The 21,964-nt window shown below is 56.2% G+C and carries 17 protein-coding genes; 7 read left to right on the top strand and 10 right to left on the bottom strand.

Annotation, left to right across the window (positions count from 1 at the left end; all coding sequences use genetic code 11):
* The first annotated feature begins 143 nt into the window (after positions 1–143).
* The 4 genes from V2S86_RS08890 (at position 144) to V2S86_RS08875 (ending at position 4,652) form a co-directional block, all read left to right on the top strand.
* On the top strand, positions 144–608 hold the full coding sequence (locus tag V2S86_RS08890; RefSeq protein ID WP_330762116.1) for an NlpC/P60 family protein: 465 nt from the start codon (positions 144–146) through the stop codon (positions 606–608).
* Between the two features lie 57 nt (positions 609–665).
* Positions 666–1,679, top strand: a complete 1,014-nt coding sequence (locus V2S86_RS08885; RefSeq protein ID WP_330762115.1) for a lipoate--protein ligase A — start codon at positions 666–668, stop codon at positions 1,677–1,679.
* A 541-nt stretch (positions 1,680–2,220) separates the two neighbouring features.
* Positions 2,221–2,958 carry an EAL domain-containing protein gene (locus tag V2S86_RS08880; RefSeq protein ID WP_330762114.1) on the top strand — a complete coding sequence of 246 codons (738 nt, stop codon included), beginning with the start codon at positions 2,221–2,223 and terminating at the stop codon, positions 2,956–2,958.
* 251 nt (positions 2,959–3,209) lie between these two features.
* Complete coding sequence (locus tag V2S86_RS08875) at positions 3,210–4,652, top strand: protein adenylyltransferase SelO (protein WP_330762113.1); 1,443 nt, start codon at positions 3,210–3,212, stop codon at positions 4,650–4,652.
* Between the two features lie 89 nt (positions 4,653–4,741).
* Here the strand turns inward: V2S86_RS08875 and V2S86_RS08870 are convergent, their stop codons facing one another.
* The 9 genes from V2S86_RS08870 to ppsR all read right to left on the bottom strand — a co-directional run bounded on the left by V2S86_RS08870 (position 4,742) and on the right by ppsR (position 13,694).
* Positions 4,742–5,527 (bottom strand): heme ABC transporter ATP-binding protein, encoded by a 786-nt coding sequence (locus V2S86_RS08870; RefSeq protein WP_330762112.1) that lies wholly within the window; start codon positions 5,525–5,527, stop codon positions 4,742–4,744.
* Positions 5,520–6,524 (bottom strand): FecCD family ABC transporter permease, encoded by a 1,005-nt coding sequence (locus tag V2S86_RS08865; RefSeq protein WP_330762111.1) that lies wholly within the window; start codon positions 6,522–6,524, stop codon positions 5,520–5,522. Before V2S86_RS08865 ends, V2S86_RS08870 begins: the two co-directional genes overlap by 8 nt.
* Positions 6,524–7,354 (bottom strand): heme/hemin ABC transporter substrate-binding protein, encoded by an 831-nt coding sequence (locus V2S86_RS08860; RefSeq protein WP_330762110.1) that lies wholly within the window; start codon positions 7,352–7,354, stop codon positions 6,524–6,526. The genes V2S86_RS08865 and V2S86_RS08860 overlap by 1 nt, the downstream gene beginning before the upstream one ends.
* The gene (locus V2S86_RS08855; protein ID WP_330762109.1) at positions 7,351–8,385 is read right to left on the bottom strand and encodes a hemin-degrading factor; all 1,035 of its coding nucleotides are present in this window, start codon (positions 8,383–8,385) and stop codon (positions 7,351–7,353) included. The genes V2S86_RS08860 and V2S86_RS08855 overlap by 4 nt, the downstream gene beginning before the upstream one ends.
* 61 nt (positions 8,386–8,446) lie before the next feature.
* Entirely contained in the window at positions 8,447–10,528 is a 2,082-nt protein-coding gene (locus V2S86_RS08850) for a TonB-dependent hemoglobin/transferrin/lactoferrin family receptor (protein WP_330762108.1), read from the bottom strand.
* Between the two features lie 93 nt (positions 10,529–10,621).
* The gene (hemP, locus tag V2S86_RS08845) at positions 10,622–10,813 is read right to left on the bottom strand and encodes a hemin uptake protein HemP (RefSeq protein ID WP_330762107.1); all 192 of its coding nucleotides are present in this window, start codon (positions 10,811–10,813) and stop codon (positions 10,622–10,624) included.
* A gap of 162 nt (positions 10,814–10,975) precedes the next feature.
* Positions 10,976–11,461 (bottom strand): glutathione peroxidase, encoded by a 486-nt coding sequence (locus V2S86_RS08840; RefSeq protein ID WP_330762106.1) that lies wholly within the window; start codon positions 11,459–11,461, stop codon positions 10,976–10,978.
* Positions 11,462–11,592: 131 nt separating this feature from the next.
* Positions 11,593–12,639 carry a 3-deoxy-7-phosphoheptulonate synthase gene (locus tag V2S86_RS08835; RefSeq protein ID WP_330762105.1) on the bottom strand — a complete coding sequence of 349 codons (1,047 nt, stop codon included), beginning with the start codon at positions 12,637–12,639 and terminating at the stop codon, positions 11,593–11,595.
* Positions 12,640–12,872: 233 nt separating this feature from the next.
* The gene (ppsR, locus tag V2S86_RS08830; RefSeq protein WP_330762104.1) at positions 12,873–13,694 is read right to left on the bottom strand and encodes a posphoenolpyruvate synthetase regulatory kinase/phosphorylase PpsR; all 822 of its coding nucleotides are present in this window, start codon (positions 13,692–13,694) and stop codon (positions 12,873–12,875) included.
* Positions 13,695–14,225: 531 nt separating this feature from the next.
* On the opposite strand from ppsR, the gene ppsA reads away from it, so the two are divergent.
* Positions 14,226–16,604, top strand: a complete 2,379-nt coding sequence (gene ppsA, locus V2S86_RS08825; RefSeq protein ID WP_330762103.1) for a phosphoenolpyruvate synthase — start codon at positions 14,226–14,228, stop codon at positions 16,602–16,604.
* Positions 16,605–17,074: 470 nt separating this feature from the next.
* Here the strand turns inward: ppsA and ydiK are convergent, their stop codons facing one another.
* Complete coding sequence (ydiK, locus tag V2S86_RS08820) at positions 17,075–18,175, bottom strand: AI-2E family transporter YdiK (RefSeq protein WP_330762102.1); 1,101 nt, start codon at positions 18,173–18,175, stop codon at positions 17,075–17,077.
* A gap of 311 nt (positions 18,176–18,486) precedes the next feature.
* Between ydiK and ydiJ the strand changes: the two genes are divergently transcribed.
* Positions 18,487–21,543: a D-2-hydroxyglutarate dehydrogenase YdiJ gene (ydiJ, locus tag V2S86_RS08815; RefSeq protein WP_330762101.1), complete on the top strand. Its 3,057-nt coding sequence runs from the start codon at positions 18,487–18,489 to the stop codon at positions 21,541–21,543.
* A complete protein-coding gene (menI, locus tag V2S86_RS08810; protein WP_330762100.1) occupies positions 21,540–21,956 on the top strand; it encodes a 1,4-dihydroxy-2-naphthoyl-CoA hydrolase in 417 nt (138 codons plus the stop codon). Before ydiJ ends, menI begins: the two co-directional genes overlap by 4 nt.
* The last annotated feature ends 8 nt before the right edge of the window (positions 21,957–21,964 follow it).

Here is a 21,964-nt window from a genome sequence, read left to right as displayed (position 1 = left end):
TTCACAGCGCTTGCCTTTTTCCCCATGCGAGAGATAAATTAGCGCCAAATAGCTCTCTCCTAACGTGGTGCCGGCTTTGCCTCGCTGGCGGTGTGGGTTGACCGGCCGGCATGATGCGGCAACGAGTTCAATGAAGGGATCTTATGCGGATGCGTGTTGGGTTTTTATTAGCCAGTTTACTTCTTGCCGGTTGCAGCAGCCATGCGCCGCCGCCAAGTGGCCGGTTGGCCGACTCGATCGTGGTGGTGGCTCAATTGAATGAGCAACTGCGGCAATGGTACGGCACGCCATACCGTTATGGCGGGATGGATCGCGGCGGCGTCGACTGCTCCGGATTTGTCTATCGCACCTTCCGTGACCGTTTCGATATGCAATTGCCGCGTTCTACCGAAGAGCAAACCGAACTGGGCACCAAAGTTTCGCGTGATGAATTGATGCCGGGCGATCTGGTGTTTTTCAAAACCGGCGCGGGTGAAAATGGTTTGCACGTCGGCATCTACGACACCAACGATCAATTTATCCACGCCTCAACCAGCCGTGGCGTTATTCGCTCCTCGCTGGACAATGTCTATTGGAAGCGAGCCTACTGGCAGGCGCGGCGCATTTAGCGTTAACCCTTTGATTAGGTGTATCATGGTGGCATCACGTCCTTAACGGTGACCGCCATGAATAGCTTACGTTTACTGATTTCCGACTCCTACGATCCCTGGTTCAATCTTGCCGTGGAAGAGTGCATCTTCCGCGAGATGACCACGCAGAAAATCCTGTTCTTATGGCGCAACGCCGAAACCGTGGTCATTGGCCAGTCACAAAACCCGTGGAAAGAATGCAACACCCGGCGGATGGAGCAAGATGGGATCCGGCTGGCGCGGCGCAGCAGTGGGGGCGGAGCGGTTTTTCACGACCTGGGCAATACCTGTTTTACCTTTATGGCAGGTAAACCCGGCTACGATAAAAACGTGTCCACCGGCATTATTCTGGCGGCGCTGGCTCAACTGGGGATCTCCGCCACGGCATCCGGGCGTAATGATCTGGTGATCGACACCGCAGAGGGCGTGCGTAAAATATCCGGGTCGGCCTACCGCGAAACTCAGGATCGCGGGTTTCATCACGGTACGTTGTTGCTGAATGCCAATCTCAATCGTCTGGCGGATTACCTTAACCCGGACCCCAAAAAATTGCAGGCCAAGGGCATCACCTCTGTGCGTTCTCGCGTCGCTAACCTGGCGGAGTTCCGACCCGATATCACCCACCGGCAGGTATGCGATGCCGTGATACAGGCATTCTTTGAGCACTATGGCGATACCGCCACGGCGGAAATCATTTCTCCGGATGTTTATCCCGATCTGCCGGATTTCGCCGCCCAGTTCGCCAGGCAAAGCAGTTGGGAATGGAATTTCGGCAAAGCGCCGGCATTTAGCCATTTGCTGAATGAGCGGTTTGTCTGGGGCGGGGTGGATATCTTCTTCGATGTGGAGAAAGGTGTCATTAAGCGGGCGCAGATTTTCACCGACAGCCTTAACCCTGCGCCGTTGCAACAGTTGGCCGAGAGGCTGGTCGGGAGTGCCTATCGCAGTGAGGCTATGGCAAGTTGCTGTGATAGCCTGACCGCGCAGTTTCCCGATCAAGCCGCCGAGTTGGCTGAGCTGCGGCAATGGTTGGTCGAGACGATTAAATAACATTCAGGTTTCGCATATCCTGGGGTGAGGCAGCTCACCCCTTTTTAAACCCTGCAGCCCTCGACTCTTGCGGCTTCTCATCGTCTAAAAATCGTAAATTCCGGTACAGCATAAATCAGCCAAAAATCAAGGTGGGCATTTTTTGGTTGTTTCAATGCCGGGAATAACGCAGTGAATTGATGTGTTATTAAATTTAATCAGTTGTCCGGACGTGGGGGCTGAATAGCTTCGTGCAAGAAGGGCTGGTTTTTAATAGAATAGGAATTTTTTTAATTAAAACAATGAAGATAACTCAAATTTTAAGAATTGTGCCATCGCTTAAGTTAAATCCTTTCCGGTTTATTCGTAATTTTCAGGTTTTGCCATAAGTTAAATTGTTTTTTTATTCTTTTTTTGGTGAGTCACGAATAGCTTTAATCTATCAATTAAATGATAACTTATTGGTAATTACATTGATATTTCCGATTAATCCCAGGGGGATTGATCGATAAAATATATTGATATACGATGACCTGCTCGCCATTCTGCCTGTGGCATTAAAATGAAAATCCAATTCGAAGCTGACTTTATTAGTAGCTATGTTTTTCAACCTGTTTACTCAATGGAAGGCAGGCTGCTGGCGGTAGAAATATTATGCCGTTTCAATAGCCTGGACGGTGATTTGGCCATGCCCGCCGACATTGGGATTAATTTATTGACCGCCTCGCAAAGGATTGAGTTATTTCATGAGCAATTGAGGCTGGCAGAGCGACATGCCGGTTGGTTTATCGAGCACGACGTGCTGTTGACCCTCAATATTGAAGAAACCCTTGTCGACGTGATCCTCACTGACGATTTCCTGTGTCAACGCCTGCGGCAATGGCCGTTTATTGCGTTCGAGATCAGTGAGGGTTTTCCGAATCTTTCAGCGGGAAAAAACAATGCCAAGGTCAGCCGGCTAAGCGAGATTTTCACCCTGTGGCTGGATGACTTTGGCTCAGGGCAGGCGACATTGACCGCATTGTATGATGGCCTGTTCGACTATGTGAAAATCGACAAGCGTTTTTACTGGCAGCTTTTTGCCCACCAAGGGTATGACGTGGTCATCGACTCGCTCTTGAAGAATATCAACCTGCTGTGCAAGGGGGTGATTGTCTGCGGCATAGAGAAGAAGGAATATTTCAATAAGCTCAGACACGCCGGCGTTTTTGGTTTGCAGGGGTTTTTATGGTCCAGCGTCGGCGTGGATAATCTGGCGGCTTTGCGGATAACGCCCGAAGAGTTCAATAACAATAAATAATTGATAGCGCCGTACACTCCAGAGTAATCATGGACCGGATGATTTTTTGCTGCGATTCAGGCCCTGTTATTTATTATGATTTTCTTGCTGATAAAACCCCCATTCATTGGCGCAATAAGGCGCTTAAGCCGCATTGGCCTAAACGCCGCTCTTCCGCCTCTGCATGGATCACCGGCAGAGGCGTTCTCCCTGCATTTCCTCTGTGTTAATCCGCACGCTCAGGCTCTACACTAAGCGGAAACGGAGGGCTTATGCCGCAGTTTGAAAATGCTTACCATCATCAGTTACCCGGTTTTTATACCGAATTGAAACCCACGCCGCTGAAGGGCGCCCGCCTGCTGTATCACAGCGAACCGCTGGCGCGGGAGCTGGGGTTGGACGAAAGCTGGTTTACCCAGGACAAAAGCCCGATATGGTCGGGCGAAACGCTGCTGCCCGGCATGCAGCCGTTAGCGCAGGTGTACAGCGGCCACCAGTTTGGCGTTTGGGCCGGGCAATTGGGTGACGGCCGCGGCATTTTGCTTGGCGAGCAAAAGCTGGCGGATGGCCGCAGTATGGACTGGCATCTGAAAGGGGCTGGGCTGACGCCTTATTCGCGGATGGGTGACGGCCGTGCCGTATTGCGTTCGGCGATCCGTGAGTTTTTGGCCTCCGAGGCGCTGCATCATCTGGGGATCCCGACCACGCGCGCGTTGACCCTGGTGACCAGCGAGCAGCCCGTCTTTCGTGAACAGCCAGAGCGCGGGGCGATGCTGCTGCGCGTGGCGGAAAGCCATGTGCGCTTCGGCCATTTTGAGCATTTCTACTACCGCAAACAGCCAGAACAGGTGCAACAGCTGGCCGACTTTGTGATCGCCCGTCATTGGCCGCAGTTGAAGGATCACGGCGACGGCTATTTACCCTGGTTTATTGACGTTGTTGAGCGCACTGCGCGCTTAATCGCGCATTGGCAGACCGTCGGGTTCGCTCACGGCGTGATGAACACCGATAATATGTCGATCCTGGGCATCACCATCGATTATGGCCCTTACGCTTTCCTCGATGATTACAAACCCGACTTTATCTGCAACCACTCGGATCATCAGGGGCGTTATGCCTTTGATAACCAACCCGCCGTTGCGCTGTGGAACCTCCATCGGCTGGCGCAGGCGCTGTCCGGGTTGATGACCACCGAGCAGTTGCAACAGGCGCTGGCGGCCTATGAGCCGGCGTTGATGCGCGCCTATGGGGAACAGATGCGCGCCAAGCTCGGCTTTTTCACCCAGTCGACGCAGGATAACGATCTGCTGACCGGGCTGTTGAGCCTGATGGCGCAAGAGGGGCGTGACTATACCCGTACTTTCCGCTTGCTGAGCCAGACGGAACAGCAACAGGCGCAGTCGCCGTTGCGGGACGAGTTTATCGATCGCGGCGCATTCGACGCATGGTATCGGCAATATCGGCAGCGTTTGCAGCAAGAGCAGGTGAGCGACAGTGAACGGCAGCAGGCGATGAAGGCGGTAAATCCCAAATTAATCCTGCGCAATTATCTGGCGCAGCAGGCGATTGAGAGCGCCGAGCAGGATGATGTCAGCAAGCTGGCGCGCCTGCATCAGGCGTTGCTGACGCCGTTTGCCAACGTGGCCGAATACGACGACCTCGCCGCCTTGCCGCCGGATTGGGGTAAGCATCTGGAGATTTCCTGTTCGAGTTGAAATACCCGACGTATTTCAAGCGGCATCGGGCTAACGCGGGCGCAGTATGCTGCGCCCGACAAACAACCTGAACAAGCAGGGCGGCCCATTCACTGGCGCAGATAAACCTGCGGCAACGCCACTTCCGGGTGGTGCACCACACCTAAATCGGCCTGATACCAGCGGGTCAGAATATCCGCCTGCAGGACCTCCTGCGGCGTGCCCACGGCAACCAGGCGTCCCTGATGCAGCAATAAAATCCGGTCGGCATACAGCGCGGCCAAATTCAGATCGTGCAGTACGCAGCACACCGCAATGGGTTGTTGCCGCGTCAGTGAACGCAACAGCCTCAACGTATGTTGCTGGTGGTAGAGATCCAGCGCCGAGGTGGGTTCATCCAGGAACAGCCAGGAAGGCGAGGGCTGGGGTTGCCAAAGTTGCGCCAGCACACGGGCTAGCTGTACCCGCTGCTGTTCACCGCCGGAAAGGCGACGATAATCCCGCTGGGCCAGTTCAAGACAATCGGTTTGCGCCATCACTTGCTGTACCGCTTGCTGCACATGGCGCTTGCCGTGTGGTGATCTGCCCATGCTGACCACTTCCTCGACGGTGAACGGAAAGGCCAGATCGCTGTGCTGGCGCATCACCGCGCGTACTTTGGCCAACTGTTGGGGCTGCCACTGATCCAAGGGCCGCCCGAGGAGATGGCACTCGCCGCAGCCCGGCGACAGGTAGCCGGTCAGCAGCCGCAGCAGGGTCGATTTCCCCGCGCCGTTTGGCCCGATAATCGCCACCATTTCGCCGCTGGCGATGCTCAGCGAGACATCGTTGATTAACCGGCGCGAACCCAGGCTATAACGTAACTGCTGTGCCGTCAGGCTTGATGCGTTATCCACCCGCACGCTCCTGCTGGCGCATGACCAGCCATAAGAAATAAGGCCCGCCAATCAGGCTGGTCATCAGCCCGACCGGCATCTCCGCCGGTGCCACCAGTGTCCGTGCCAGCGTGTCGCTGACCAACAGCAGACAGGCTCCACCCAGTGCGGAACAGGGCAACAGCCAGCGGTGATCGCCGCCGAGCCGCATGCGCACCAGGTGCGGCACCACCAGGCCGATAAAACCAATGACGCCGCTCATTGCCACCGCCGCGCCAATCAGCAATGCACTGAGCAGAAGCAGTTGCAGTTTCGCGCGCTGGACATTTACGCCAAGGTAGTGCGCCTCTTCATCGCCCAGTTGCAGCAGGTTCAGGCGGCGCGCCTGTAACAGCGTCAGCAGGGCCGTCGGCAGGATCAAAGAGGCTGATACGATCAGCGTCGGCCACTGGGACTGGCTCAGGCTGCCCATCATCCACAATGAAAACTGACGCAGCTGTTGATCGCTGCTGAGATAAGACAGCACGCCGATGGCCGCCATGCACAGAGCGTTGATGGCGATCCCCGCCAGCAACAGGCGTGACAGGCTGCCGTGCCCGCTGCGGCTGATGCCGTAGATCAGCAGCGACACCAGCATGCTGCCGAGAAAAGCCGCCAGCATGTGACCATACAGGGCAATCACCGGCGGCAGGGCCAGCGGCATAACGATAATCAGCGCGACGAACAGCGCACCGCCGCTACTGATGCCCAACAGGCTGGGATCGGCCAGCGGATTGCGGAACAGCCCCTGCATGACGGCGCCGGACACCGCCAGTGCGCAACCGATGACTACCGCCAGCAGCACGCGCGGCAGGCGGATGTTTAGCCAGATATGCCAAGAGGTATCGCTGAACGGCGCCTGCCACAGGGTGCGAAACGACAGCGTCAGTGCGCCCATATTGGCGGCGCCCAGAGCCAATAGCGCAAGCAGTACCAACAGGCCGGCAATGGTCACGCGCGGAGAGAGGCGACCGGGCATTACTTTTGCTCCGCCGCATTGCGCAGTTTGGCCAGCGCGGCCGGCGTTTCCAGCCCAAAGCCCAGCAGCGCCATATCCTCGACCACCAACACGCGGTGGTTTTTGCCGGCAGGCGTGAGGGCAATGCCTGGCAGTTTCCACAGTTGCTGCAGGCCACCGAGGGTTTTGACGCCATCGGTGGTGACCAGCAGCAGATCGGGTGCGCTGGCAATTACGCCTTCCTGCGACAGTGGGCGGTAACGGCTGAACCCTTGCATCGCGTTTTTCAACCCTGCGGCGGTGATGACCGCATCGGCGGCGGTATGCTGCCCGGCGGCCATCGGCGTAATACCGCCGTGGCTCATGACGAACAACACCCGAATCGGTAACGAAGAGGTATTCACCTGCGCGAGCTGGTGTTGGTAACGGGCGCTCAGTTGCTTGCCCTGATCGGCGCGTTGCAGCGCCTGGGCGATGACCGCGATTTTTTCCGGCACCGCCTGCAAGGTTGTGTCGCCGGGAACTCGCACCACCTTCACGCCGCTTTCCTCCAATTGCTTGAGCACCAGCGCGGGTTCTGCCAGTTCGGTGGTCAGTACCAGCGTGGGTTTCAGCGCCAGAATGCCTTCGGCATTGAGCTGGCGCATATAGCCGACATCGGGCAGCGGTTTTACGGCCTCCGGCTGCAGACTGGTGCTGTCTCGTGCAATGAGCTCATCGCCTGCGCCAAGGGCGAAGGCAATTTCGGTGACGTCACCGCCTATCGAGACAATACGTTCCGCCGCCGTAGCGGTGAGCGGCAACGCCAACGCAAGGCACAACGTCAGGCTGCGGGATAATGAGGCTTTCATGCGGCAATATCCTTGGGTTCCAGCGCGGCAACCTGCTCACGCCATTGAGTTTGTTCCGGCTGGCCCTCGGTACGTTGGCCGTAAAGTTGGGCGATTTGCGTGCCGTCGGCGGCGAACAGTTCCAGGCTGGTAACGAAGCCGTCTTTGGTGGGTTTGCGAGTGATCCAGCTTTCTGCAATAGCGCCTTCGATCAGGTGCAGCGTGAAGCGGCGGTTAAACACGTTAATCCAACCTTCCTGCGGCATCAGCCGTTCGATCTGGCCGGTGAAGATCTGCACGCAGCCTCGGTTGCCGACAAAAATCATGATCTCGTTCTGCAAGCCGTGAGCGGCATTGAGCAACTGCGCCAAGGCGTTGTTATCCACCCGGTACGCCAGATCGTTGCCGACGGCGCGGAAAGCCTGCTGACGGGTCAGCTTATGGCGGCCCAGCAGTTGGAAGAACTGGTGAACGTCAGTCATTTCACGCCATTCCCGGTCAATTTTTTCGGCGTCCGGTGCGGCGTTGCTGACCGTGGCGTCTGCCGCCTTCAGTTCCAGAGCCGGGTTTTCTGCGCTCAGATGGCGCTCGACCAGCGCCATCCAGGCCACCAGGTCGGTTTCCTCGGTGGTGTACACTTTATGCAAGGCATCGCCCTGATGATCGAAGAACTGAATACTGTGGCGCACGCCGCGTTTGTTGGTTTCGCTCATGGCAAATACGCTGGCCCACTGATTGAGGAACAGGCGCAAATCCAGCTCGCGTGGGTTAAGAATCAACCCCGCGTGGCCATTCAGGTGTTGGTTAAGATAGCGGCCCATTTGCTCATGCACCGCATAGCTGTTGCGAGTAATGGACTTGGTGACGCCAACCTGTTCCAGCTCGGTCAGCAGGGTACGTGCATCGGCTTGCAGGCGGCGGGTGTCTTCGCCCACGCGGGCATGGGTCAGTTCCGCTTCGCTGACACCCAGCAGTTCCGCCAGATCGCGTGCGTATTTGCCGGGATTATCAATTTTTGCCTGCTGGTAACTGGCGTATAAGTTGTTGCTCATCGGTTGTGCTCCTGTGTGATTCACGCGGCGGGCAATCGGCTTGCCCGCCGTACTCAAAAGGTTACCACTGATAGCTGACCAGCAGTTTGGCGTTGCGGGCATCCTGCGGAATGCCCTGCGGCGAGTAATATGCTTTATCGAAGGCGTTGCCCAATACCACCGTGGTGGTGACGCCCTGCAGGCGTGCGCGGCCCTTATAACTCAGGTAGAAGTCGTTGACGCCGTAGCCGCCTTGCTCGGCGGTGCCGGTTTCCACGCGAGTGGCGCGCTCGGCGAAGGTAGCGACCCAACCGGTCGACAGGCCGGTTTCACCCAACGGGATATCCAGCGTGCTGGTCACGGTGTCAGGGTTGATGCTGTTTAACCAGTCGCCGCTGGCTTCGTTCTTGCCGCGTGTGCGGTTGTAAGCCAGATCCCAGCCGAAAATCGCCGTTTTATAGCTCAGCATGGCGTCCCAGCCCCAAATTTTTGCGCGGTCGATATTGGTCGAGAAAGTGGTGCAACTGATGCAATAGGGGCCACGCGGGCCACGGCCCAACTCCATGGTGACGTCGGTGGTGATGTAATCTCTGGCCTTGGTGTCAAAATAGCTGGCTTTGAATTGCAGGCTGTCGTCTGCCAGCAGCAAATCGTCAAAGCGCAGACCGAAGCCATACTCCTGCGTCGCGTTGGTTTCCGGCTTCAGATTCGGGTTTGGCACCCAGTTGTTGGTAATGGTGGTCGGCCCCATGGGGATCGAGAAATGTTTGGAGTCGTTATACATTTCCCCCATGGTTGGCGCACGGAACGCCTGGGAGTAAGACCCGAACAGCATCAGCCAGTCGGTTGGCGTAATGCTGATTGCCCCTCGTGACGACCATTTGTCGGCGTCGACATCCGCATAGCCGTCGCTGGAGCCTTTGTAGTTATCGTAACGGGTACCGGCAAGCAGGGTGATGGGCAGGTCGCGCAGGGTGATTTCATCCTGGAGCCAGCCGGAAGCAAAGTTGATTTTCGCCTGAGGGAAACTTTCTGTCGCGCCGCCCGCCGTCTGTTCCTGCTTATAAGCTTCTGAGCCATAGGTAAACAGGTGCGAAGCGAAGGTGTCGGCAAACAAACGGGTGCGGTTTTCCAGTTTTGCACCGCGAGTGGTTTGTTTGCGCGCTTCATCTTCACTGCCGTTGGTGTGGGCGTTGATAGCCACATCGGAATAATATACTTTCGCTTCGGCATCCAGCCATTCCTGGCCAACGGGTTTCAGGCGGTAGCTGAGCTGGCCGTCGCGCTGGATCGTGGAGCGGTCGGTCATCAGGTTGCCGCTGGAACTGGCCGACTCCTGGGGGTTTTTCGGTTCCTGCGCCCGATTGTTGTAGTAACGCAGATTGCCGCTCAATGACTGGTTTTCGTCCAGAGTCCAGGTGCCTTTGGCCAACAGGTTGTTGATGGTTTCATCGTTTGGCGCGTCAAAACCGTTGCCCTGGCGCAAATTGCCGACGTCGCGGGTGCCGAATGACAGCAGGCCGTCGAGATTGTCGGTCTTGCCATAGGCGCTGGCGCCCATACCCAGGCTGTGATCGCCGCTGCCGGCGGTGCCATAAACCCGGAACCCGGTGTCATGGCCTGGCAGCAGCAGATCGGCGGCATCGACCGTTTCATAGGCGACCACGCCGCCCAGTGCGCCGCTGCCATACAGCAGGGCCGAAGGGCCGCGTACGACTTCAATGCGTTTAATCAGACCGGGATCGAGGAAGGTGCCATTGATGTGTCCGGTATCCGTTCCCTGACGGATGCCATCCACCAACGTCAGTACACCCCGACGATCATAGCCCCGCATCATAATGTCCTGGCCATTGCTGCGGCCGGTGCCGGTGACGGTAATACCGGGCACCCGGCGCAGCATATCGGCTGCGGTCGAAGCAGTCTGGCCTTCCGGCGTGTTGCCTTCGATCACCGTAACCATCATCGGCGCTTCAAAACTGCTGCGCTGATTGCCGGTAGCGACGACGGTCATGGCGTCTTCGCCGGTTTTCTCGGTTTTTGTCGAGGTGGTGGCAGAAGAAGAAACTGTGCGGGTGGTTTGTGCAAAAGTCACCGTCGGCAGAGTACAGGCAATCGCCAAACTCAATGCGGATAACCGCAGCCGGGTGCAAGGGGTCAGAGGCATGTCGCAACTCTCCATATGTTTTAAACATATCAATAGATTTGCTGGCTGCCTGGATCGACGCGATCGGGGTGGCTGGCGTTGAGGAATAAGGGATTATTTGGTCAGAATTAATTTCCCTGCTTTGGTCTGCCGCAGTTGGTAACGCTGGCCCTGATGGAGGATGATCGCTACGCCGTCTGCACCAAGCAACCGAGCGCTGTCGTAGCAAGGAGGCGAGACCAGGCTGCGTTCAGCATCGGAGATATCCTGGGCATGTGGGGAGTTATTGTGATTATCCATCGTCATTTGTATATAAAACAGACCATTAAATGGTAATTGATATCATATTGATAATCATTATCATGTGAACGAAAGGTTACATCAAGGAAAATATTCTTACCGATGGAACCTTTTTGAAAGAAGGGCTGGCGGAGCGGTTCGGGCACACCGAGTCCGCAAAATAAGGGGTTATTTCAGCAGGGTTTCGATGCGGTCAAACAGGCGCTCAGGTTTGGTGATAGGCGCAAAACGTTTCACCAGCTGGCCGTCGGCGGTCAGCAGAAACTTGGTGAAGTTCCACTTGATGCGCTTGCTGCCCAACACCCCCGGCGCCAGGCGTTTCAATTCGTTGAACAGCGGATGCGCGCCGGGGCCGTTAACCTCCACCTTGCTGAACAGCGGGAAACTGACGCCGTAGTTGAGCGTACAGAAATTGGCGATCTCCAGCGGATCCCCTGGCTCTTGCGCGCCAAACTGATTGCACGGGAACCCCAACACCATCAGGCCGCGCTCCCGATAGTACTGCCAGAGGTTTTCCAGACCACGGTATTGCGGAGTAAAGCCGCATTTACTGGCGGTATTAACCACCAGATAAGCACGGGCAGGAAAGTCGCCCAGCGTTTTGTGTTCCCCTTGCAGAGTGACGCAGGGGATGGATAACAGTGAATGGCTCATGCAGGAAACTCCACATCCTGTTGGCAGAGGCGCGGTTTATGGCGTCTGCGGATTTGATTGGCGTAAGTATAGATGAGTGACGGGGACGTTGAAAAAACGGGGTGTCGCTGTCGCCACCCCGGAGAACAGGTTCAGAAGCGGGTATCCACCGCATCGGCCAACATGGCCAGCAGCTGTTCGCTGTCGGACCAGCTCAGGCACGGGTCAGTGATTGACTGGCCGTAAGTCAGCGGTTGGCCGGCAACGATTTTTTGCGTGCCTTCCACCAGGAAACTTTCTGCCATCACCCCGGTGACGGCGGCGGAACCGGCTCGGATCTGCTGGCAGACATTCTCTGCCACTTCCAGTTGACGGCGGTGCAGTTTCTGGCAGTTGCCGTGGCTGAAGTCGATAACCAGATGCTCCGGCAGCTCAAATTCGCGCAGACTGTCGCAGGCGGCAACGATATCGGTGGCATGGTAATTCGGCGTTTTGCCGCCGCGCATGATGATATGACCGTAAGGGTTGCCGCTGGTCTGATAAATCGTCATCTGCCCGTTTTTGTCCGGCGACAGGAACATGTGGCTGGCGCGTGCCGCGCGGATGGCGTCGATCGCGATGCGGGTGTTGCCGTCGGTACCGTTCTTGAAGCCTACCGGGCAGGAAAGTGCGGAGGCCATTTCGCGGTGGATCTGGCTTTCGGTGGTGCGTGCGCCGATCGCGCCCCAGCTAATCAAATCGGCAATGTACTGGCCGACCACCATGTCCAGGAATTCGGTTGCGGTCGGCAGACCGAGCTGATTGACTTCCAGTAACAGGCGGCGTGCCATTTCGATGCCACGATTTACCTGAAAGGTGCCATCCAGCGCCGGATCCGAGATCAGGCCTTTCCAACCCACCACGGTGCGCGGTTTTTCAAAATAAGTGCGCATCACGATTTCCAGGCGATCCTGATAGCGAATGCGCAGCGCGTTCAAACGGCCGGCATAATCGATGGCAGCATCTAAATCGTGGATGGAGCAGGGGCCGATAACCACCAGCAGGCGACGGTCTTCGCCGGTAAGAATCTTTTCAATGCGTTGTCGTGACGCTGTCACGCTATCGGCGATTTCCGCCGAGATCGGCAGCTTCTCCGCCAATGCTTGCGGCGTGACGAGGCTATCGATGCGCGCGGTCCGCAGTTCATCTGTTTTGTGCATGATTTTCTCTAAAGACTTTTCTTCGCTGCGGCAGGAGTGCCGGGAAGTGATGGCGATCACAATAACGTAAAAACCGATGAATTCAACCGTAGAAATTGCGTTCTGTTGATCGAAGCCACTAAAAAAAGCACAAAAATCATGACCTGCGGGAAATCAGCGGCAGACGGCAGGGAAAATACCCCTGCCGGAGAGCGCACGGCTAGGCTGGTTGTTAGCGGCGAGCGCCATGCTGCCTAGAACATGCGGCGACTCATGCCAAGAATATCCAGGATTTTAGTGGAGATTTCCTCCACCGAATAGTTGGTGGTATTCAGATAACGGATCTGGTTTTTGCGGAACAGCGCTTCTACTTCGGCAAGCTCCATCCGGCACTGCCGCAGCGAGGCATAACGGCTGTTTTCGCGGCGCTCTTCGCGGATGGCGGCCAGCCGCTCCGGGTCGATTGTCAGCCCGAACAGTTTGTGCTGAAACGGTTTCAGCGCGGCGGGGAGATGCAAATTGTCCATATCGTCGGCGGTAAACGGATAGTTGGCGGCGCGGATCCCGAACTGCATCGCCAGATACAGGCTGGTGGGGGTTTTGCCGCAGCGTGATACGCCCAACAATATGACCTGAGCCTGATCGAGATTACGCAGCGAGATGCCGTCATCATGGGCTAACGTGTAGTCAATGGCGGCGATACGGGCATCATATTTACCGAGGTTGCTGGCCGTCAGCCCGTGGGTGCGATTCGGCACCGGCGTGGGTTCAACGTCCAGTTCACCCTGCAACGGGCCGACCAGTGCTTGTACGATGTCCTGGCAAAAACCGTCGCTCTGGGTAATGACATTACGCACTTCCGGCGAAATGATGGAATAAAACACCAGCGGGCGCACGCCAGTGTCGCGATAAATATCGTTAATCTGCTGGCTGACCGCGCGGGCTCGCGCTTCGGTTTCAACGAAGGGCAACGTAAAGGTCGTGGCTTTGACCGGGAATTGGGACAAAACCGCGTGGCCCAACACTTCGGCGGTGATCGCCGTCCCATCCGAAATATAAAAAACGCTTCTTTCCACCCGAGGCTCCTTACCTGAAACGGTGATGCAGTTGTATCGCCTGCTTAACGGTATCATGGGCTTCAGGCGATCCTGCGGTAAAGGGGCCAGCAAAAAAAATGTGATAATGCAGGCAGAGTGGATCATTAATTTTCGCGAGCGAGGAAATAACGAGGGCGAGGGTTTTTGTGTTGAAACACTATTTTAATTTTTATGAGAAAAATGACTTGTTTTTTTGCGGGGCTTATTCAGGGCGTTGGCGTAATTTCACTCAAAGGCTGGGTAGTTATTGTGGTTTTTAAAACTGAAGTTTAAAAAATACTTAATTTGTTGAGATTTAAGCTTTTAGTGCGACAGGGAACGATTCCGGACAAATTTAGCCGTTCAGGTAATTTTCCGAAAATCCACTTTCTTCATCGGGTTGATCGATTCACCTTTCCATTTCTTATGGATCATTGTGCTAGTCTGAATTGGCTCCGCGTTGTCGGTGCCCAAGAAAGCAAATGTATTAAATCCGTCTATACCCTACTGATAGCAATAAGGATTGTCTCGATGTCCAACAATGGCCCAGACTTGCGTAATGTGCTTTGGTACAACCAGCTCGGCATGCACGACGTTGACCGTGTCGGCGGCAAAAATGCCTCCCTCGGTGAAATGATCACCAATCTTTCCGATTTGGGCGTGGCCGTGCCAAACGGTTTTGCCACCACCGCACAGGCGTTTAACGATTTCCTCGAGCAAAGCGGTGTTAACCAGCGCATCTATCAATTACTGGATCAAACTGACGTTGACGATGTTGCTCAACTGGCCAAGGCCGGGGCGCAAATCCGCCAGTGGGTCATCGATACGCCATTCCATGCGGAATTCGAGCGTGAAATCAACCTGGCTTACCAACAGTTGGCGGACGGCGAGCCGGAAGCCTCGTTTGCCGTGCGTTCCTCCGCGACTGCGGAAGACATGCCGGATGCCTCTTTTGCCGGCCAGCAGGAAACTTTCCTCAACGTACAGGGTATCGACGCCGTCATGGTGGCGATCAAACACGTATTCGCCTCGCTGTTTAACGACCGCGCCATTTCGTATCGCGTGCATCAGGGCTATGACCACCGCGGCGTAGCCTTGTCGGCCGGCGTACAGCGTATGGTGCGTTCCGATCTGGCGTCTTCCGGCGTGATGTTCACCATTGATACCGAGTCGGGCTTTGACCAGGTGGTGTTTATCACTTCCGCCTTGGGTCTGGGTGAAATGGTGGTGCAGGGCGCGGTGAATCCGGATGAGTTCTATGTGCATAAACCCACGCTGCTGCGCGGCAATCCGGCTATCGTGCGCCGCAACCTCGGCTCGAAGAAAATCCGCATGGTGTACGCGCCATCGCAGGATCACGGCAAGCAGGTAACAATTGAAGACGTGCCAGAGCAGCAACGCAATCGTTTCTCTCTGACCGACCAGGAAGTGGAAGCGCTGGCGCATCAGGCGATTTTGATCGAAAAACATTACGGCCGCCCGATGGATATCGAGTGGGCCAAAGACGGCCATACCGGCAAATTGCTGATTGTGCAGGCGCGTCCGGAAACCGTACGTTCCAACGAGCAGACGATGGAGCGTTATCAGCTTAACGGCACAAGCTCGGTGCTGGTGGAGGGGCGAGCTATCGGCCATCGCATCGGTGCCGGTCCGGTGAAAGTGATCCATAACATCAGCGAAATGGACCGTATTCTGCCGGGGGACGTGCTGGTTACCGACATGACCGATCCCGACTGGGAACCGATCATGAAGAAAGCGGCGGCGATAGTCACTAACCGTGGCGGTCGTACCTGTCACGCGGCGATTATCGCTCGCGAGCTGGGTATCCCGGCGGTGGTCGGCTGCGGTAATGCTACCGATTTGCTGAAAGACGGCCAGAACGTCACCGTTTCCTGTGCGGAAGGCGATACCGGCTTCGTGTACAGCGACATGATCGACTTTACCGTGCAAAGTTCCGAAGTGACTGAATTGCCGGATCTGCCGTTGAAAATCATGATGAACGTCGGTAACCCGGATCGGGCCTTCGATTTTGCCCGTTTACCGAATGAAGGCGTGGGGCTGGCCCGTCTGGAATTTATCATCAACCGCATGATTGGCGTGCATCCGAGGGCGTTGCTGGAGTTCGATCAACAAACCCCGGCATTGCAGAACGAAATCAAGGCGTTGATGTTGGGCTATGACCATCCGGTCGAGTTCTACGTGGGCCGATTGACGGAAGGGATCGCCACGCTGGGTGCGGCATTCTGGCCGAAACGCGTGATCGTGCGTTTGTCCGATTTCAAATCCAATGAATACGCCAACCTGGTAGGCGGCGAGAAGTATGAACCGCACGAAGAGAACCCAATGCTGGGCTTCCGTGGTGCAGGCCGCTATGTGGCGGACAGCTTCCGTGATTGCTTTGCGATGGAGTGCGATGCGGTAAAACGCGTGCGCAATGAAATGGGCCTCACCAACGTCGAGATCATGGTGCCCTTTGTTCGCACCGTGGCGCAGGCGGAGGCGGTGGTTGCAGAACTGGCGCGTCAAGGCCTCAAGCGCGGCGAGAACGGCCTGAAAGTGATCATGATGTGTGAAATCCCATCCAACGCGCTCTTGGCGGATCAGTTCCTGGAACACTTTGACGGCTTCTCGATCGGCTCCAACGACATGACTCAGCTGACGTTGGGATTGGATCGTGACTCGGGCGTGGTGTCGGAACTGTTTGATGAGCGCAACGAAGCGGTGAAGGCACTGCTGTCGATGGCGATTCAGGCAGCGAAACGCCATGGCAAATACGTGGGTATTTGCGGCCAGGGCCCGTCCGACCACGAGGATTTCGCCGAATGGCTGATGGAGCAGGGCATTGATAGCCTGTCCCTCAATCCGGATACCGTGGTGCAAACCTGGATCAATCTGTCGAAGAAAAAATAACGCTTCGTCGCAGATTAATCGCTGACGCAAAACCGTAACTCAGGTTACGGTTTTTTTATTGCTGAATGTAGATGATATGGGTGGGTGAATAAGTGTGGCTAAAAAAAGAATAAAAAAAAGCCCATCAAAAGACGGGCAAAGACTACACACAGCAATTCACATGTATGGCATTACATTGTTTGGAAAGCTTGCTTTAAAATCAGTGATTTGAAGCAATAGATGGCAATAATACTAGATATTTAAAGGCCGCTAGTCATTAAGAATCATCCTAATCAATACTTGCCTCACGGTTTATTTTTCAGGTTACCTGTTTCATCTCGATTGTATAAAGATGCATTTATCCAGCATGTTCAATTAATGCACTGGTATGGGGCAGTGATATTATGGCAGAGCGCGAATTCAATAGCAGGAAATGCGCCCGGCATCTTGCTGAGGGTATTCTGCCCGGCGGCCCGGGCAAAATAGGGGAATTAACGCTCTTCCAACTCTTTGGCGACTTCGTCCAGATCGGCCGTGGGTTCAGGCGCTTCGTCCATCCAGGCGGTGAGCAGACGATAAGATACCGCCAACACCACCGGGCCGATAAACAGGCCGATCATGCCGAAGGCCAGCAGGCCGCCGATAACGCCGGACAGGATCAGTAGCATCGGCAGATCGGCGCCCATACGGATCAGCACTGGCCGCAGCACGTTATCCAGCGTGGCGACCACGCAGCTCCACACCAACAGTACGGTGCCCCAGGTCGTGTCGCCGCTCCAGTACAACCAGATAATCGCCGGCACCAACACCAGCAACGGCCCCAATTGCGCCACGCAGCAAATGAAAATCAGCACCGTCAGCAAGGTGGCGGCAGGAATACCGGATACCGCCAGGCCAATCCCGCCCAGTACCGACTGCACCAGCGCCGTTACCACTACGCCCAGCGCCACCGCGCGGATCGCCTGGCCACCCAGCACCACCGCCGCGTCGCCGCGCTCGGCCGCAAGACGCGCCGCAAAGTGACGAATACCCAGGGCGACTTGCTCACCGCGTGCATACAGCAGTACGCTGAACAGCAACATCAGCGTACAGTGCAGCAGGAAACGGCCGATATGCGCCGCTTGCGCGACAAACCAGGTGGCGGTCTGACCGAAGTAAGGTTGGATCTTCGCCAACAGCGCCGCGCCGCCGGCATTCACCAGAGTGTGGTAGCTGTTATAGACCTTGTTGCCGAACATCGGGATCGATTGCAACCAGGCCAGATCGGGAATATGCAACTTGCCGGGGGTGCTGGCCCAGGCAACGACGGGCGCGCTGTTGTCCACCACGCTGCTGACCAGCAGCGAAATCGGCAGGATGAACAGCAGGATCAGCAGCAGCGTCATGACGAGAACCGCCAGCGAGCGCCGGCCCCAGAGTATTTTTTGCAGCTTGATCAACAGTGGCCAGGTGGCGATGACCACCATGCCGGCCCAGGCAAAACCGAGAATAAAGGGTTGAATGACCCAAAAACAGGCGACGATCATGATGGCGATAAACAGCACGCCAAAAATAATCCGTGGCAAATCGTATCGGGAGTGCGGGAGTGTCATGAATTAGGTTCTCATCCTGGTAAGTTAAATCCTTTGTACCTGCTAAGCATGGTGCATTTTCGCCACTTTTCACCATGCGGCGCACCTTTTATCGTGCGTCATTCTGCAGTGGGGGAATTGTGATAATGTGAATGCCTTCACTAAACGAGTATGTTAGTTTTCATCATCAATAAAAAGTAGGGTGGGTCTGAATATACCCTATGAATTTCAAGTTGCAGCCTACAACGCCGCAGCCTGAAAGGCGACGGGTAAAGACCTGATTCAGCGTACGTTAACGCATAAAAAATAGACAGACAGGGTCAAAAAAGCGAATGATCCCACAGATTTCTCAGGCGCCCGGCCTCGTTCAACGGGTGCTCGACTTTTTGGAAGCCTTAAAACAAAACGGATTCAACGGTGATATTGCGACCAGTTACGCCGATCGGCTGACGATGGCGACCGACAACAGTATCTACCAGCTGTTGCCCGACGCGGTGGTGTTTCCTCGTTCAACGGCGGATGTGGCGTTGATTGCGCGCCTGGCGGGAGAAGAGCGCTTCAGCGCGTTGACCTTTAGCCCGCGCGGCGGCGGTACCGGCACCAACGGTCAGGCCCTCAACACCGGCATTGTGGTCGATATGTCGCGCCACATGAACCGCATTCTTGAAATCAATGTCGAACAGGGTTGGGTGAAGGTTGAAGCCGGGGTCATCAAAGATCAGCTTAACCAGTATCTGCGGCCGTTCGGCTATTTCTTCTCCCCGGAACTTTCCACCAGTAACCGCGCGACGCTGGGCGGCATGATCAACACCGATGCTTCCGGCCAAGGCTCGCTGGTGTATGGCAAAACCTCCGATCACGTTTTGGGCCTGCGGGCGGTGCTGTTGGGGGGGGATATGATCGATACCCGCGCCATGCCGACATCGCTGGCGGAAACGATTGCTATGGAAGATACCGTCGAAGGCCGCATCTACCATAGGGTGCTGAATAGCTGCCGCGACCAGCGTGCGTTGATCCTGGAAAAATTCCCCAAGCTAAACCGCTTCCTGACCGGCTATGACCTGCGGCATGTGTTCAGCGACGATCTGCAGACCTTCGATCTCACGCGCATCCTGACCGGTGCAGAGGGCACGCTGGCGTTTATCACCGAGGCACGGCTGGATATCACGCCGCTGCCGAAGGTACGCCGCCTGGTTAACGTAAAATATGACTCCTTTGATTCCGCCCTGCGTAACGCCCCTTTCATGGTGGAGGCCAAGGCGTTGTCGGTTGAGACCATTGACTCCAAGGTGCTGAACCTGGCGCGGGAAGATATTGTTTGGCACTCGGTGAGTGAATTGATCACCAACGTGCCGGATAAAGAGATGCTGGGCCTGAACATCGTCGAATTTGCCGGGGATGACAAGGCGCTGATCGACCAGCAAATGGAAACGCTGTGTCTGCGGCTGGACGAGTTAATCAGCGAGCAGCAGGGCGGCGTGATTGGCTATCAGATCTGCGGGGACCTGGTCGGCATCGAACGCATTTATAACATGCGCAAGAAGGCGGTCGGGTTGTTGGGCAATGCCAAAGGGCGCGCCAAACCTATTCCTTTCGCTGAGGATACCTGCGTGCCGCCACAGCATTTGGCCGATTACATCGTCGAATTCCGTCAGTTGCTGGACAGTCATAACCTCAGTTACGGCATGTTCGGCCACGTGGATGCCGGCGTATTGCACGTGCGGCCTGCGCTTGACATGTGCGATCCGCAGCAAGAAGTGCTGATGAAGCAGCTTTCCGACCAGGTGGTGGCGCTGACCGCCAAATATGGCGGATTGCTGTGGGGTGAACACGGCAAAGGCTTCCGTGCCGAATACAGTCCGGAATTCTTCGGCGAGCAGTTGTACGAAGAGTTGCGCCGCATCAAGGCCGCGTTCGATCCGAATAACCGCCTTAACCCCGGTAAAATTTGCCCGCCGTTGGGCGTTGATGCCCCGATGATGAAAGTGGACGCGGCCAAGCGCGGTACACTCGATCGCCGTATCCCGATTGAGGTGCGCACCTCGTTCCGTGGTGCCATGGAGTGTAACGGCAACGGCCTGTGTTTTAACTTCGATGTGCGCAGCCCGATGTGCCCGTCGATGAAGATCACCGGCAGCCGCATTCACTCGCCGAAAGGCCGTGCGGCGCTGGTGCGCGAATGGTTGCGTTTGCTGTCCGAACAGGGGGTAGACCCGCTGGTGCTGGAACAGCAACTGCCGCAGCAGCGTCTTAGCTTCCGGACGTTGATCGAGAAAACCCGCAACAGCTGGTATGCCGGCAAAGGCGAATATGATTTTTCGCACGAGGTGAAAGAGGCGATGTCCGGCTGCCTGGCCTGCAAAGCCTGCTCCACCCAATGCCCGATTAAAATTGATGTGCCGGGTTTCCGCTCGCGTTTCCTGCAGCTGTATCACACCCGTTATCTGCGGCCGGCGCGCGACTATATGGTTGCCGGGGTTGAAAGCTATACGCCGCTGATGGCGAAAGCGCCGAAGGTATTCAATTTCTTCTTCCGTCAGCCCTGGGTGCGTGAGTTGAGCCGCAACGCTATCGGTATGGTCGATTTGCCGATGCTCTCCAGCCCGACGCTGCGTCAGCAGCTTTCCGGCCACGGCGCCTTGACCATGACGCTGGAACAACTGGAAGCGTTGAGCGCCGAACAGCGTGAGCAACACGTGCTGATCGTGCAGGATCCCTTCACCAGCTATTACGACGCCAAGGTGGTGGCGGACTTTGTGCGGCTGGTGGAAAAGCTCGGTTACCAGCCGGTGTTGCTGCCATTCTCTCCGAATGGCAAGGCGCAGCATATCAAAGGCTTCTTGACGCGTTTTGCCCGCACCGCGCGCAAAACCGCCGATTTCCTCAATCGAGTGGCCAAGCTCGGGATGCCGCTGGTAGGGGTCGATCCTGCGCTGGTGCTGTGCTATCGCGACGAGTATAACGAGATCCTCGGCGAAACCCGCGGTGACTTCCAGGTGCAACTGGTGCATGAATGGTTGCAACAGCTGCTGGCGGAACGTGCCGAACAACCGGCGACCGGCGAGGCCTGGTACCTGTTTGGCCATTGTACCGAAACCACGGCGCTGCCGGCCAGCGGCCAGCATTGGGCATCGATCTTCTCCCGTTTCGGGGCCAGGCTGGAAAATGTCAGCGTGGGCTGTTGCGGCATGGCGGGCACCTACGGGCACGAAGTGAAGAATCTGGAAAATTCGCTCGGGATTTATGAGCTATCATGGCATCAGGCGTTGCAACGTTTGCCGCGGCAACGCTGTCTGGCGACCGGTTATTCCTGTCGCAGCCAGGTCAAACGCATTGAGGGTAACGGCGTGCGCCACCCGTTACAGGCACTTCTGGAGATGATTGCGTGAAATTGTGGAAACGAGAAACGACGCTGGAGCAGTTGAACCGTTCCGGTGAGGGATGCATGGTGAGCCATGTGGGGATTCATTTCACCCGGCTGGAAGACGATTTTCTTGAAGCCACGATGCCGGTGGATCACCGTACCCGGCAACCTTTCGGGCTGCTGCACGGCGGGGCGTCGGTGGTGCTGGCGGAATCGATGGGATCGATGGCCGGCTATCTGTGCAGCGAAGGGGAGCAGAAAGTGGTGGGGTTGGAAATCAACGCCAACCATTTGCGGGCGGTGTTTGAAGGGCAGGTGCGCGGCGTGTGTCGTGCGCTCCACGTTGGCCGGCGGCATCAGGTGTGGCAGATCGAAATATTCGATTCGCGTGACCGGTTATGCTGTACCTCACGCCTGACCACCGCAATCATCGACTGATCCTCTTA

The organism is Serratia sp. C2(1) (assembly GCF_036352655.1).
GTDB lineage: Bacteria > Pseudomonadota > Gammaproteobacteria > Enterobacterales > Enterobacteriaceae > Serratia > Serratia inhibens.
Note: the sequence above shows the minus strand (reverse complement) of the source record. Positions and strands in the feature narration are given on the sequence as shown.